This is a genomic window from Pseudomonas sp. SYWMCR5 (genome assembly GCF_057197165.1).
In genome coordinates this window covers 335,000-349,045 of record NZ_JBXUNH010000001.1, presented here as the reverse complement: position 1 = coordinate 349,045, position 14,046 = coordinate 335,000, and the positions used below count along the sequence as shown (strand labels likewise).

Genomic DNA, 14,046 nt, shown 5'->3' with positions numbered 1-14,046 from the left:
CCGCCCCTCTCCCCGCCACCCCGCCCGCCCGTTACACTGCGCGATTGCGACACTGTTTGTCGCATTGCCGAAAACCCAGGTAAAACAGGGGTTGGCGCTGTAACAAGTTGTCGCCTGGCAGCAAGGACAGGCGCCGATCAGTCCTTACAATCCCCCCATCGCTCGCCACTTTCAGGCCAGCGTTCCTCTTCAGGAGACTCAGATGTCCGTTGAGCAAGCCCCGGTGCAACGTGCCGATTTCGACCAGGTCATGGTTCCCAACTACTCCCCGGCGGCCTTCATTCCTGTTCGAGGCGAGGGCTCCCGCGTCTGGGACCAGTCGGGCCGCGAGCTCATCGACTTCGCCGGCGGCATCGCGGTGAACGCCCTGGGTCATTGCCACCCGGCGCTGGTCAAGGCACTGACCGAACAGGCCAACACCCTGTGGCATGTGTCCAACGTCTTCACCAACGAGCCGGCCCTGCGCCTGGCTCACAAGCTGGTCGACGCCACCTTTGCCGACCGTGCCTTCTTCTGCAACTCCGGCGCCGAAGCCAACGAGGCCGCCTTCAAGCTCGCCCGGCGCGTCGCCCATGACCGCTTCGGCCCGGAAAAGCACGAAATCATCGCCACCGTGAACAGCTTCCACGGTCGCACCCTGTTCACCGTCAGCGTCGGCGGCCAGCCCAAGTACTCCGACGGTTTCGGGCCGAAGATCACCGGCATCAGCCATGTCCCGTACAACGACCTGGAAGCGCTGAAGGCACAGATCTCCGACAAGACCTGCGCCGTGGTGATCGAGCCGATCCAGGGCGAGAGCGGCGTGGTTCCGGCGGACAAGGCCTACCTGGAAGGCGCGCGCAAACTGTGCGACGAGCACAACGCCCTGCTGATCTTCGATGAAGTGCAGACCGGCGTCGGCCGTACCGGTTCGCTGTACGCCTACCAGCACTACGGCGTGACCCCGGATATCCTGACCAGCGCCAAGAGCCTGGGCGGCGGCTTCCCGATCGGTGCCATGCTGACCACCACCGAGCTGGCCAAGCACCTGGCCGTTGGCACCCACGGCACCACCTATGGCGGCAACCCGCTGGGCTGCGCCGTCGCCTGTGCGGTGCTGGACGTGATCAACACCCCTGAGACGCTGGCAGGCATCAAGACCAAGCACGCGCGTTTCAAGACCCGCCTGGAAAAGATCGGCCAGGACACCGGTCTGTTCACCCAGGTGCGTGGCGTCGGCCTGCTGATCGGCTGTGTGCTGAGCGAGGCCTGGAAGGGCAAAGCCAAGGACATCCTCAATGCCGCCGAGAAAGAAGGCGTGATGGTGCTGCAGGCCGGTCCTGACGTCGTGCGCTTCGCGCCGAGCCTGGTGGTCGAGGACGCTGACATCGACGAGGGCCTGGACCGCTTCGAGCGCGCTGTGGCCAAGCTGACCCAGGGCTGATCGCCCTGCGGTCCCATCGCCGGGGCGGATCGTACTGCGCCGGCGATACCTGAATTCCAGTGCAGGTGCCTGCTTGTGCAAGCAAGGGTGTGCCCGCCGTTCTTCCGTGCCGACCGGGTCGGCCCGTATTCCAAAGGAGTGACACCATGCTGGTGATGCGCCCCGCGCAAATGGCGGATCTGAATGAAGTGCAGCGCATGGCTGCCGACAGCCCCATTGGTGTCACCTCGCTGCCCGATGACGCGGGCCGCCTGGGCGACAAGATCGCCGCCTCGGAAACCTCCTTCGCCGCCGAGGTGAGCTTCAACGGTGAAGAGAGCTATTTCTTCGTGCTTGAAGACAGCACCTCCGGCAAGCTCGCCGGCTGCTCGGCCATCGTCGCCTCGGCCGGCTATTCCGAGCCGTTCTACAGCTTTCGCAACGAAACCTTCGTGCACGCCTCGCGCGAGCTGAAGATCCACAACAAGATCCATGTCCTGTCGCTGTGCCACGACCTGACCGGCAACAGCCTGCTGACCAGCTTCTACGTATTGCCCGAACTGGTGAACAGCGGCTGGGCCGAGCTCAATTCGCGCGGTCGCCTGCTGTTCATGGCCTCGCATCCCGAGCGTTTTGCCGACTCGGTGGTGACCGAGATCGTCGGCTACAGCGACGATCAGGGCGAGTCGCCGTTCTGGGACGCCATCGGGCGCAACTTCTTCGACCTCAACTACGCCGACGCCGAGCGCCTGTGCGGGCTGAAGAGCCGGACCTTCCTCGCCGAGCTGATGCCGCACTACCCGATCTATGTGCCCCTGCTGCACGACGAAGCCCAGGAAGCCATGGGCCAGGTGCACCCGCGCGCGCAGATCACCTTCGACATCCTGATGCGCGAGGGCTTCGAGACCGAGCACTACATCGACATCTTCGACGGTGGTCCGACCCTGCATGCGCGCACCTCGGCGATCCGCTCGATTGCCCAGAGCCGCGTGGCGCCGGTCAGGCTTGACGATACGCCAGTCAAAGGCGGCCGCCCCTACCTGGTGTGCAACGGCCAGTTGCAGGACTACCGCGCCGTGCTGCTGGAGCTGGACTGGGTGCCGGGCAAGCCGGTGGCACTGAGCAATGAAGCTGCCGACGCCCTGGGCGTCGGTGAAGGTGGCAGCGTCCGTCTGGTTGCCGCCTGAGCCTGCGCGAAGCTGGCAAGCGCGATTCGCGGCAGGCAGAGGCCGCCGCACAAGGAGATAGCATGATCGTTCGTCCTGTACGCAGCAGCGATTTACCTGCGCTGATCGAATTGGCCCGCAGCACCGGTACCACCGGGCTGACCACGCTTCCTGCCAACGAGGAGCGACTGGCCCGCCGTGTCGGCTGGGCCGAGAAGAGCTTCAGTGGCGAAGCCGAGCGCGGCGACACCGACTACCTGTTCGTGCTGGAGAACGACGAAGGCCTGGTGGTCGGCATCAGCGCCATCGCCGGCGCCGTCGGTTTGCGCGAGCCTTGGTACAACTATCGGGTCGGTCTGACGGTCAGCGCTTCGCAAGAGCTGAACATCTACCGCGAGATCCCGACCCTGTTCCTGGCCAACGACCTGACCGGCAACTCCGAGCTGTGCTCGCTGTTCCTGCGCAGTGACTACCGCAGCGGGCGCAATGGGCACCTGCTGTCGAAGTCGCGCATGCTGTTCATCGCTGAATTCCCTGACCTGTTCGGCAAGAAGATCATCGCCGAGATGCGTGGCATGTCCGACGCTGCCGGTCGTTCGCCGTTCTGGGAAAGCCTGGGCCGTCACTTCTTCAAGATGGAATTCAGCCAGGCCGACTACCTCACCGGCGTGGGCAACAAGTCGTTCATTGCCGAGCTGATGCCCAAGTTCCCGCTGTACACCTGCTTCCTGTCGGAGGCTGCGCGCAGTGTCATCGGGCGTGTGCACACCGACACCGAGCCTGCGCTGGCGATGCTCAAGCGCGAGGGCTTCAACTATCAAGGCTACGTCGACATCTTCGATGCCGGCCCGGCGATCGAATGCGAGACCGCGAAGATCCGCGCCGTGCGCGAGAGTGAGACCCTGGTACTGGCCGTCGGTACGCCGGGTGACGACGCCACGCCTTACATCATTCACAACCGCAAGCGCGAAGACTGCCGCATCACCGCAGCGCCCGCGCGCCTGGCGGCCGGGACATTGGTCGTCGATCCGCAGACTGCCAAGCGCCTGCGCCTGGGCGTTGGCGATAACGTTCGCGCTGTGCCGCTGACTGCACCTCGGGAGGCCCAATAATGACCACGCATTACATCGCCGGAAACTGGCAGGCCGGCCAGGGTGACGCCCTGCAATCGCTCGACCCGGTCAGCCAGGCCGTGGTCTGGCAAGGGCAGGGCGCGGCGCCTGCTCAGGTCGACGCTTCTGTGCAGGCGGCGCGCAAGGCCTTCCCGGCCTGGGCGCAACTGAGCCTGGAGGCGCGCATCGCCGTACTAGAAGGCTTTGCCGACCAGCTCAAGGCCAACGCCGAGGAGCTGGCCCGCTGCATCGGTGAGGAAACCGGCAAGCCCTTGTGGGAGTCGGCCACCGAAGTCACCAGCATGGTCAACAAAGTGGCGATCTCAGTGCAGAGCTACCGCGAACGCACCGGTGAGAAGAGCGGCCCGCTGGCGGACGCGACCGCCGTGCTGCGCCACAAGCCGCATGGTGTGGTGGCAGTGTTCGGCCCATACAACTTCCCCGGCCACCTGCCTAACGGTCATATCGTGCCGGCATTGCTGGCGGGCAACTGCGTGGTGTTCAAGCCCAGCGAACTGACCCCCAAGGTCGCCGAGCTGACGGTCAAGTGCTGGATCGCTGCCGGGCTCCCGAGCGGTGTGCTCAACCTGGTGCAGGGCGCGCGCGAAACCGGCGTGGCGCTGGCGGCCAACCCGGGTATCGATGGGCTGTTCTTCACCGGTTCCAGCCGCACCGGCAACCTGCTGCACCAGCAGTTCGCCGGTCGCCCGGACAAGATCCTGGCGCTGGAAATGGGCGGCAACAATCCGCTGGTGGTCGATGAGGTCAAAGACCTGGACGCCGCGGTCTACACCATCATCCAGTCAGCGTTCATTTCGGCCGGGCAGCGTTGCACCTGTGCCCGCCGCCTGCTGGTGCCGCACGGCGCCTGGGGTGACAAGCTGCTTGCGCGCCTGGTCGAGGTCAGTCGCAGCATCAGTGTCGGCGCCTTCGATCAGCAACCAGCGCCGTTCATGGGTTCGGTGATTTCGCTGCAGGCTGCCGCTGCCTTGCTGGCGGCGCAATCCGAACTGCAGGCCAAGGGCGCGCAGGCGCTGCTGGAAATGACCCAGCCAAAGGCCGGTGCGGCCTTGTTGACGCCAGGCATCCTCGATGTGACGGCAGTTGCCGACCGGCCCGACGAAGAGTTCTTCGGCCCACTGCTGCAGGTGATTCGCTACAGCGACTTCGACGCCGCGATCGATGAGGCCAACAACACCCAGTACGGCCTGGCAGCCGGGCTGCTGTCCGACTCGCGCGCCCGTTACCAGTACTTCTGGCTGCGCAGCCGCGCCGGTATCGTCAACTGGAACAAGCAACTCACCGGCGCCGCCAGCAGCGCACCGTTCGGTGGCGTGGGGGCCAGCGGCAACCATCGGGCCAGTGCCTATTACGCGGCGGACTACTGCGCCTATCCTGTGGCTTCGCTGGAGACCGCCAGCCTTGCCCTGCCGGCGACCCTGACGCCGGGCGTCACCCTATAACAACAGGTCTCGGAGCTAGCCGATGAAATCCTATGAAGTGAATTTTGATGGCCTGGTGGGGCCAACCCACAACTACGGCGGCCTCTCGTACGGCAACGTGGCCTCGCAGAGCAATAGCCAGCAGTGCTCCAATCCGCGAGAAGCGGCGCGCCAGGGCCTGGCGAAAATGAAAGCCCTGATGGAGATGGGCTTCAAGCAAGGCGTGCTGGCCCCGCAGGAACGACCGGATGTGGCTGCCCTGCGCCGCCTGGGCTTCACCGGCAGCGACGGCGAAGTGATCCGTCGCGCCGCCAAGGAGGCCATGCCACTGCTGGTCGCCAGTTGCTCGGCCTCGAGCATGTGGGTGGCCAACGCCGCCACCGTCAGCCCCAGCGCCGACACGGCAGACGGCCGGGTGCATTTCACTGCAGCCAACCTCAACTGCAAGTACCACCGCAGCATCGAACACCCGACCACCAGCCGTGTGCTGGCGGCGATGTTCGCTGATGAGCAGCATTTCGCCCATCATGAGGCGCTGCCGGCGGTGGCCCAGTTCGGCGACGAGGGTGCGGCCAACCATACGCGTTTCTGCCGTGCGTACGGCGAGTCGGGCGTGGAGTTCTTCGTCTATGGCCGCAGCGCCTTCGATGCGCGCTACCCGGCGCCACAGAAGTATCCGGCGCGCCAGACCCTCGAGGCCTCCCAGGCTGTGGCCCGGTTGCATGGCCTGGGTGAGCAGGGCGTGGTCTACGCTCAACAGAATCCGGCGGTGATCGACCAGGGTGTGTTCCATAACGACGTGATTTCGGTAGGCAACGGCGAGGTGCTGTTCTACCACGAGGACGCCTTCCTCGAGACCGACACGGTGCTTGGCCAGCTGCAAGCTAAACTGGCTGCAAAGGGCGGCAACTTCCAGGCCATCCGCGTGCCGCGTTCGGCCGTGACGGTGGAAGACGCAGTGCGTTCGTACCTGTTCAACAGCCAGTTGCTGTCGCGCGACGACGGCTCCATGCTGCTGGTGGTGCCTGAAGAGTGCCGCAACAACGAGCGGGTGTGGAGTTACCTGAACCAGCTGACCGGCCAGCAGGGCGTGGTGAAGGAGGTCAAGGTGTTCGACCTCAAGCAGAGCATGCAGAACGGCGGTGGCCCTGCCTGCCTGCGCTTGCGCGTGGCCCTGAAGGAAACGGAACTGGCGGCGGTCAACCAAGGCGTTATCATGACCGCCCCGCTGTACGACACCTTGGTGCAGTGGGTCGACAAGCACTACCGCGACCGCCTGGGCGAAGCTGACCTTGCCGACCCGCAATTGCTGGACGAATGCCGTACGGCACTGGATGAGTTGACCCAGATCCTGAAGTTGGGTTCGGTCTATCCGTTCCAACGCCAACCTTGATAGAGAGAATTGCAATGTCCGACGCCCTGCGCCTGATCCTGGAAGATGAAGACGGCACCCAGCTGGAAACCTCCTGCACCCGCTTTGCGGTGGTCTGGCAAGGCAAGGAGGTCTGGATTCAGCAGGATGGCCGCGGTCAACTGCTGATCGGTGTCGATGTCGAGGAAGGCGATACCGAGTACGCCAACCTGCTGCTGCGCCCGATGGCCACCAACCTGGTCAGCCTGCAACTGGAGATGGAGCCTGCCGAGGTCGGTGAAGAAGACGATCACGTGCACGGTCCGGACTGCGGTCACCACCACTAAGGAAATACCCTATGCTCGCCCTCGGCAAACTGCTTGAGCTGACCCTGACCGATCACGAACCGGCCGAGAAGACCCAAGTGACCCCCAAGGGCGTGCGTTTGCGCTGGTTGGGGGAGGGCGCGCTGGAAGTGCGTCCGGCCGAGAGCGAGGATTGTGGGCTCGACCTGTTGTTGTCGGCCGGCATCCATGGCAACGAGACCGCGCCGATCGAGTTGCTCGAGCGGCTACTGCATGGTGTGGCCAACGGCAAGATCAAGCCGCGTGCCCGGGTGTTGTTCCTGTTCGGCAATCCAGCGGCGATACGCAAGGGCGAGCGCTTCATCGAGCAGGACATCAATCGCCTGTTCAACGGTCGTCATGAGCTTTCCAGTGGTTTCGAGGCGCTGCGCGCCGCGGAACTCGAGCAGTTTGCCCGGGTGTTTTTCAGCAAGCCCGAGCGCACTCGCCTGCATTACGACCTGCACACGGCCATTCGTGGTTCGAAGATCGAGCAGTTCGCGCTGTACCCGTTCAAGGAAGGGCGCAAGCACTCACGGCGCGAGCTGGCGCGCCTGGCGGCCGCCGGCATGGAAGCTGTGCTGCTGCAGAGCAAGTCGTCGATCACCTTCAGCGCCTTTACCTATGAGCAGCTCGACGCCGAAGCCTTCACCCTGGAGTTGGGCAAGGCCCGTCCGTTCGGGCAGAACGAGCAGGTCAACCTCGACAAGCTCGAGACGCGCCTGGTGCAGTTGATCGAGCATACCGAACCTGAGACCGAGCAGAGCCTCGATGGCCTGAAGCTCTTCAGTGTCGCCCGGGAAATCATCAAGCACAGCGACAGTTTCCACCTGCACCTGCCGGCGGATATCGAGAACTTTTCCGAGCTGAGCAAGGGCTATCTGCTGGCCGAGGACCTGGCCGAAACACGTTGGATCGTGGAAGAGGAGGGGGCACGTATCATTTTCCCCAACCCAAAGGTCAGGAACGGTTTGCGGGCAGGGATCCTGATCGTGCCGGATTCCGGGCAGCGCCTGGGATAGGTGTTCAGGGGTAGGTCAGTCTCGGTGGTAGGCCCAGTTCGTGTCGCAAGGCATTTTCGTTGAACGGCGCAGGATTGGTGTCGGTGTCAGGGGTCCTTGGGTCGTCGTCGAAATCGAACAAGGAACCTGGGTTCTCTAGTCCGACAGCCAAGCGTTCGATGTTGTCGTTTACGCTTCCGGTCGCGAAGTTCCAGACGTGACAGAGCTCATGGTAGAGCATCACCAGCGAGGGTGCATCGAGCCTGGAGGCTAGCGGGTTGTAGCCGACTTCGCAGTTCAGGATGCGGTCGCCTCGTGCGCCGTTTCGGATTGTCGGGTCCCCTTGGGCAGGATCAAATCGAGCATAAGCATTGTCCATCGCTGATGTCGGCGTAATGACGACTTTCACCTTGTGCGCCACCAACTGTTCCAGAAGCACCGAGGCACTCGGGCTGGCCCGTAGCATCACCAGCTGGCGCCTGACTTTGTCGGTGTACGCGGTATCACCCTGGATATCGAAGGTTTCGAGGTATTCCGCTGGTAGCTCTGCAGCGTATGCCTCGTAGAGCAGTGGTGCGTTGAAACCCTCCTCGACGAGAATGCTGGTGGCGTTGCCGTAGAGTCGATCGTCCAGTGGCCCTGTTGACAGGCGATTATGTCCGGCGAAGGCCTCGATGGTCGCATTGCCCGCGTTGACCCTGATGACATCGTCGCCAGCGCCAGCATACAGCGTGCTGTGGGCGGCGGCGCTGTGCAGGGCGTCGTTGCCCTTGCCGCCATCGATTTCCGCTTGCCGGACCCCCTCTACCACGATGTGGTCATCGCCTGCCCCGGCATCAATGAGCACCGAGCCGGCATTCAGGGGCTGGCCGTCAGGAGGCAATTGGCCCTCGATCCGGATGCTGTCGTTGCCATCGCCGGTCTCTATCACGATGCGGCTGTCGAGGGTGGATTCGACAAATACGTTGTCGTCACCGGCGCCGGTGCGGATATGCAGCATCTCTGTTTTTGCCAGGGCCAGCGTATAGCGGGCGCCTTCGATGCGCAGCACGATGCCTTCGGGGCTTGGATGAACCGACAGTTCGGTGTCTGGGGCCAGTGCTTCGATCAGCAGCGTGTGGTCATGGCGGCTGATCGCCAGTGGGCCGCTTCTGTATGGCAGTCGTTGTGTCAGCACAAGGCCGGAAGGGGTGTGGATCTTCAGGTCTTCGGGCGCCATGGGCGTCTCCTTTCATGGGGGAGATTGCATTCTGACGTTGGTTCGGTGGTTCCAGTGGTACTCATGTACCGCCTGAATAATCAGCATGAGAAGGCGGATGAAGGGGATTTAATTTGCCGCCTATTCCCTTTTCCCTTCCTCTGGGCGGTAATTGGCTTGTCAGTGACGAAAGCCGCGATTTAGCATCCGCTCATGTCGTTTTTGCCCGGTCGCAACGGAAAAACTGTCCGATTGCCGGTTTCCATCGCATAAACACACTGCACCTCGATTGCAGGACCGATATAATGCGGCCCTTTGCCGTCGTTTCGTCGATCCGACGCGTTAGCCCAAACGGCCGCCGTTTCCGTGGAAGAACCTATGAAAAGCGCAGAAATCCGTGAAGCCTTCCTTCGCTTCTTCGAAGAGCAGGGACATACCCGAGTCGCCTCCAGTTCGCTGATCCCGAACAACGACCCAACCCTGCTGTTCACCAACGCAGGCATGAACCAGTTCAAGGACTGCTTCCTGGGTGCCGAAAAGCGTGCCTACACCCGCGCTGTCAGCAGCCAGAAGTGCGTGCGCGCCGGTGGCAAGCACAACGACCTGGAAAACGTCGGCTACACCGCGCGTCACCACACCTTTTTCGAAATGCTGGGCAACTTCAGCTTCGGTGACTACTTCAAGCGCGACGCGATCACCTTCGCCTGGACCTTCCTGACCTCCGACAAGTGGCTGAACCTGCCCAAGGAAAAGCTCTGGGTCACCGTCTACGCCACCGACGACGAAGCCTACGACATCTGGACCAAGGAAGTCGGCGTGCCGGCCGAGCGCATGGTGCGGATCGGTGACAACAAGGGTGCTCCGTACGCTTCCGACAACTTCTGGACCATGGGCGATACCGGTCCTTGCGGTCCGTGCACCGAGATCTTCTACGACCACGGCGCCGACATCTGGGGTGGCCCGCCCGGCTCGCCGGAAGAAGACGGCGACCGCTACATCGAGATCTGGAACAACGTCTTCATGCAGTTCAATCGCACTGCCGACGGCGTCCTGCACCCGCTGCCCGCCCCGTCGGTGGACACCGGCATGGGCCTTGAGCGCATCAGTGCGGTCATGCAGCACGTGCACTCGAACTACGAGATCGATCTGTTCCAGAGCCTGCTCGACGCCGCGGCCCAGGCCATCGGTTGCCGCAACGAAGAGCAGTCGTCGCTGAAAGTGGTCGCCGACCACATCCGTTCCTGCGGCTTCCTGATCGCCGACGGCGTACTGCCGTCCAATGAAGGCCGTGGCTATGTGCTGCGCCGCATCATTCGCCGCGCCTGCCGCCATGGCAACAAACTTGGTGCCAAGGGCAGCTTCTTCCACAAGGTCGTGGCTGCACTGGTCAACGAGATGGGTGAAGCCTTCCCCGAGCTCAAGAACCAGCAGGCGCACATCGAGCGCGTACTCAAGACCGAGGAAGAACAGTTCGCCAAGACCCTCGAGCAGGGCCTGCGCATCCTCGAGCAGGACCTGTCGCAGCTGCAGGGCAAGGTCGTGCCGGGCGACGTGGTGTTCAAGCTGTACGACACCTACGGCTTCCCCATGGACCTGACTGCCGACATCGCCCGCGAGCGTGAGCTGACCATCGACGAAGCCGGCTTCGAGCGCGAGATGGACGCCCAGCGCGAGCGCGCCCGCTCGGCCAGCGCCTTCGGCATGGACTACAACAGCCTGGTCAAGGTCGATACCGCCACCGATTTCCTCGGGTACAGCACCACCGAAGGCCAGGGCAAGATCATCGCCCTGTACAAGGATGGCCAGTCGGTCGATCAGCTGGGCGAAGGCGAGGAGGGCGTGGTCGTCCTGGATCGCACGCCGTTCTATGCCGAATCTGGCGGTCAGGTCGGTGACAGCGGCTACCTGCAGGCTGGGGCTGCGCGCTTCGACGTGCGCGACACCACCAAGACCGGCGGTGCCTTCCTGCACCACGGCGTGGTCGCCAGCGGCGCGCTGCTGATTGGTGCCCCTGTCGAGGCTCGCGTGGATGCCGACGTGCAGCACGCGACCTCGCTGAACCACTCCGCCACCCACCTGCTGCACGCTGCACTGCGTCAAGTGCTGGGCGAGCACGTCCAGCAGAAGGGCTCGCTGGTCGACAGCCAACGCCTGCGTTTCGACTTCAGCCACTTCGAGGCGGTGACGCCTGCGCAGATCAAGGCCCTGGAAGACATCGTCAACCGCGAAGTGCGCAAGAACTCCGCGGTCGAAACCATCGAGACCGATATCGAGACCGCCAAGCGCAAGGGCGCCATGGCGCTGTTCGGTGAGAAATACGGCGACACCGTGCGTGTGCTGAGCATGGGCGGCGACTTCTCGGTCGAGCTGTGCGGGGGTATTCATGCCAAGCGCACCGGCGATATCAGCCTGTTCAAGATTATCAGTGAAGGTGGCGTAGCCTCCGGTGTGCGTCGTATCGAGGCGATCACCGGTGCTGCGGCGCTGGCCTACCTGAACGCTGCCGAGGAGCAGGTCAAGGAAGCTGCGCAACTGGTCAAGGGTAACCGCGACAACCTGATCGACAAGCTGTCGGCTGTGCTCGAGCGCAACCGTCAGCTGGAGAAGCAGCTCGAACAGCTGCAGGCCAAGGCCGCCAGCGCCGCAGGGGACGATCTCTCCAGTGCGGCCGTTGAGGTCAAGGGTGCCAAGGTGCTTGCCGCTCGCCTGGATGGGCAGGATGGCAAGGCGCTGCTGGCGCTCGTCGATCAGTTGAAGAACAAGCTCGGCCATGCAGTGATCCTGCTGGGCAGCGAGCATGAGGGCAAGGTCGTGCTGGTGGCCGGCGTGACCAAGGACCTCTCCAGCCAACTCAAGGCTGGTGACCTGATGAAACAGGCCGCTGCGGCGGTTGGCGGCAAGGGCGGTGGTCGTCCGGACATGGCCCAGGGTGGCGGCGTCGACGTCGCTGCACTGGATCAGGCCCTGGCACTGGCCGTGCCGTTCGCCGAGCAGGGGCTTTGAGATGACGCGCCCCGTAGTCTTGTTGCGGGGCGCGTCAGGAAGGATTGTTTACTGGGTGCCCTTCGTGGGCTGAGGCACTTTGAAATGGCGTTGATCGTACAAAAATTTGGCGGCACCTCCGTCGGCTCCATCGAGCGGATCGAGCAGGTGGCCGACAAGGTCAAGAAACACCGCGAGGCGGGCGATGACCTGGTGGTTGTGCTGTCGGCCATGAGCGGGGAAACCAACCGCCTGATCGACCTGGCCAAGCAGGTCTCCGATCAGCTGGTTCCGCGTGAACTGGACGTTATCGTGTCGACCGGCGAGCAGGTGACCATCGCGCTGCTGGCCATGGCGCTGATCAAGCGTGGCGTGCCGGCGGTGTCCTACACCGGCAACCAGGTGCGCATCCTGACCGACAGCGCGCACAACAAGGCGCGCATCCTGCAGATCGATGACCAGAAGATCCGCGCCGACCTCAAGGCTGGCACCGTGGTCGTGGTCGCAGGTTTCCAGGGTGTCGACGAGCACGGCAACATCACCACCCTCGGGCGTGGTGGCTCCGACACTACCGGTGTTGCCCTGGCGGCAGCGCTGGGTGCCGACGAGTGCCAGATCTACACCGACGTCGACGGCGTCTATACCACCGATCCACGCGTGGTGCCGCAGGCCCGTCGCCTGGAGAAGATCACCTTTGAAGAGATGCTGGAAATGGCCAGCCTCGGTTCCAAGGTGCTGCAGATCCGTTCGGTGGAGTTCGCCGGCAAGTACAACGTTCCGCTGCGCGTGCTGCACAGCTTCAAGGAGGGTCCGGGTACCCTCATTACCATCGATGAAGAGGAATCCATGGAACAGCCGATCATTTCCGGTATCGCCTTCAACCGTGATGAGGCCAAGCTGACCATTCGCGGCGTGCCGGACACCCCGGGCGTTGCTTTCAAGATCCTCGGCCCGATCAGCGCCGCGAACATCGAAGTGGACATGATCGTGCAGAACGTCTCGCACGATAACACCACCGACTTCACCTTCACCGTGCACCGCAACGAGTACGAGAAGGCTCTGAGCGTGCTGGAGAACACCGCGCGCGAAATCGGTGCCCGTGAAGTGATCGGCGATACCAAGATCGCCAAGGTGTCGATCGTCGGCGTCGGCATGCGCTCCCATGCGGGCGTGGCCAGCCGTATGTTCGAGGCCCTGGCCAAGGAGAGCATCAACATCCAGATGATCTCCACCTCCGAGATCAAGGTGTCGGTGGTGATCGAAGAGAAGTACCTGGAGCTGGCCGTACGCGCGCTGCATACCGCGTTCGAGCTCGATGCGCCTGCTCGACAGAGCGAGTGACGCATTGCCCTGGGGGGGCGCGGCTCTGGCCGCGCCCTTCGCGTTTCTGGCGGTCATGCAGGTTACTGTCCTTTCCTGCCTGACCGCCGATAAAGAGGGCTGGGCCTTCGTCCCGAGCTGCCCTCTGTTTCCAACAGACTGTTGTCCCTGAATGAACTGCGTGAGGAGAAAGCTATGTTGATTCTGACTCGTCGGTGCGCCGAGAGCCTGATCATTGGTGATGGTGAGATCACCGTGACGGTCCTGGGTGTCAAAGGCAACCAGGTACGAATCGGTGTGAGTGCCCCTAAGGAAGTGGCTGTTCACCGCGAGGAAATCTACCTGCGGATCAAGAAAGAGAAGGACGAAGAACCAACCCTTTAATTTTTTTGAAGTTTTTTTCAAAAAAGGGTTTGCAAACGGGGAAGGGTCTGGTTAATATACGCCCCGTGTTGCGGTGAGGTGGCCGAGTGGCCGAAGGCGCTCCCCTGCTAAGGGAGTATACCTCATAAGGGTATCGGGGGTTCGAATCCCCCCTTCACCGCCATTCTTCGTGTAGGGCGCTGTAATCGGTCAAAACGCTTAAGTCGTTGAAATTAAACGAAAAAGTACTTGGCAAAACGATTTGGCGAACTATAATGCGCGGCAAGACACGGACTCATAGCTCAGCTGGATAGAGTACTCGGCTACGAACCGAGCGGTCGGAGGTTCGAATCCTCCTGAGTCCG

The 14,046-nt window shown here is 62.9% G+C and carries 11 protein-coding genes and 2 tRNA genes; 12 read left to right on the top strand and 1 reads right to left on the bottom strand.

Annotation, left to right across the window (positions count from 1 at the left end):
• Positions 1 to 202: 202 nt before the first annotated feature.
• The 7 genes from AC2CGW_RS01530 to astE all read left to right on the top strand — a co-directional run bounded on the left by AC2CGW_RS01530 (position 203) and on the right by astE (position 7,839).
• Positions 203 to 1,423: an aspartate aminotransferase family protein gene (locus AC2CGW_RS01530; RefSeq protein WP_186710980.1), complete on the top strand. Its 1,221-nt coding sequence runs from the start codon at positions 203 to 205 to the stop codon at positions 1,421 to 1,423.
• 146 nt (positions 1,424 to 1,569) lie between these two features.
• Positions 1,570 to 2,589, top strand: a complete 1,020-nt coding sequence (gene aruF / locus AC2CGW_RS01525) for an arginine/ornithine succinyltransferase subunit alpha (protein ID WP_186666478.1) — start codon at positions 1,570 to 1,572, stop codon at positions 2,587 to 2,589.
• Between the two features lie 62 nt (positions 2,590 to 2,651).
• Complete coding sequence (gene astA, locus AC2CGW_RS01520) at positions 2,652 to 3,680, top strand: arginine N-succinyltransferase (protein ID WP_186666477.1); 1,029 nt, start codon at positions 2,652 to 2,654, stop codon at positions 3,678 to 3,680.
• Positions 3,677 to 5,143, top strand: a complete 1,467-nt coding sequence (astD, locus tag AC2CGW_RS01515) for a succinylglutamate-semialdehyde dehydrogenase (RefSeq protein WP_411384490.1) — start codon at positions 3,677 to 3,679, stop codon at positions 5,141 to 5,143. The genes astA and astD overlap by 4 nt, the downstream gene beginning before the upstream one ends.
• Positions 5,144 to 5,165: 22 nt before the next feature.
• On the top strand, positions 5,166 to 6,515 hold the full coding sequence (gene astB, locus AC2CGW_RS01510; protein WP_186666475.1) for an N-succinylarginine dihydrolase: 1,350 nt from the start codon (positions 5,166 to 5,168) through the stop codon (positions 6,513 to 6,515).
• Between the two features lie 14 nt (positions 6,516 to 6,529).
• A complete protein-coding gene (locus tag AC2CGW_RS01505; protein WP_288376156.1) occupies positions 6,530 to 6,820 on the top strand; it encodes a topoisomerase II in 291 nt (96 codons plus the stop codon).
• 11 nt (positions 6,821 to 6,831) lie between these two features.
• Positions 6,832 to 7,839: a succinylglutamate desuccinylase gene (gene astE, locus AC2CGW_RS01500; RefSeq protein ID WP_186666472.1), complete on the top strand. Its 1,008-nt coding sequence runs from the start codon at positions 6,832 to 6,834 to the stop codon at positions 7,837 to 7,839.
• Between the two features lie 4 nt (positions 7,840 to 7,843).
• On the opposite strand, the gene AC2CGW_RS01495 is transcribed toward astE, so the two are convergent.
• Positions 7,844 to 9,037 carry a M91 family zinc metallopeptidase gene (locus tag AC2CGW_RS01495; RefSeq protein WP_484573410.1) on the bottom strand — a complete coding sequence of 398 codons (1,194 nt, stop codon included), beginning with the start codon at positions 9,035 to 9,037 and terminating at the stop codon, positions 7,844 to 7,846.
• Positions 9,038 to 9,394: 357 nt separating this feature from the next.
• Here AC2CGW_RS01495 and alaS point away from each other — a divergent pair, with 357 nt between their 5' ends.
• The 5 genes from alaS to AC2CGW_RS01470 all read left to right on the top strand — a co-directional run bounded on the left by alaS (position 9,395) and on the right by AC2CGW_RS01470 (position 14,046).
• Positions 9,395 to 12,019: an alanine--tRNA ligase gene (alaS, locus tag AC2CGW_RS01490; RefSeq protein ID WP_484573409.1), complete on the top strand. Its 2,625-nt coding sequence runs from the start codon at positions 9,395 to 9,397 to the stop codon at positions 12,017 to 12,019.
• Positions 12,020 to 12,103: 84 nt separating this feature from the next.
• A complete protein-coding gene (locus tag AC2CGW_RS01485) occupies positions 12,104 to 13,339 on the top strand; it encodes an aspartate kinase (RefSeq protein WP_054891921.1) in 1,236 nt (411 codons plus the stop codon).
• Between the two features lie 174 nt (positions 13,340 to 13,513).
• On the top strand, positions 13,514 to 13,702 hold the full coding sequence (csrA, locus tag AC2CGW_RS01480; protein ID WP_043209419.1) for a carbon storage regulator CsrA: 189 nt from the start codon (positions 13,514 to 13,516) through the stop codon (positions 13,700 to 13,702).
• Positions 13,703 to 13,774: 72 nt separating this feature from the next.
• Positions 13,775 to 13,865: transfer RNA gene (locus tag AC2CGW_RS01475), tRNA-Ser, on the top strand.
• Between the two features lie 107 nt (positions 13,866 to 13,972).
• Positions 13,973 to 14,046 (top strand) — tRNA-Arg (locus AC2CGW_RS01470).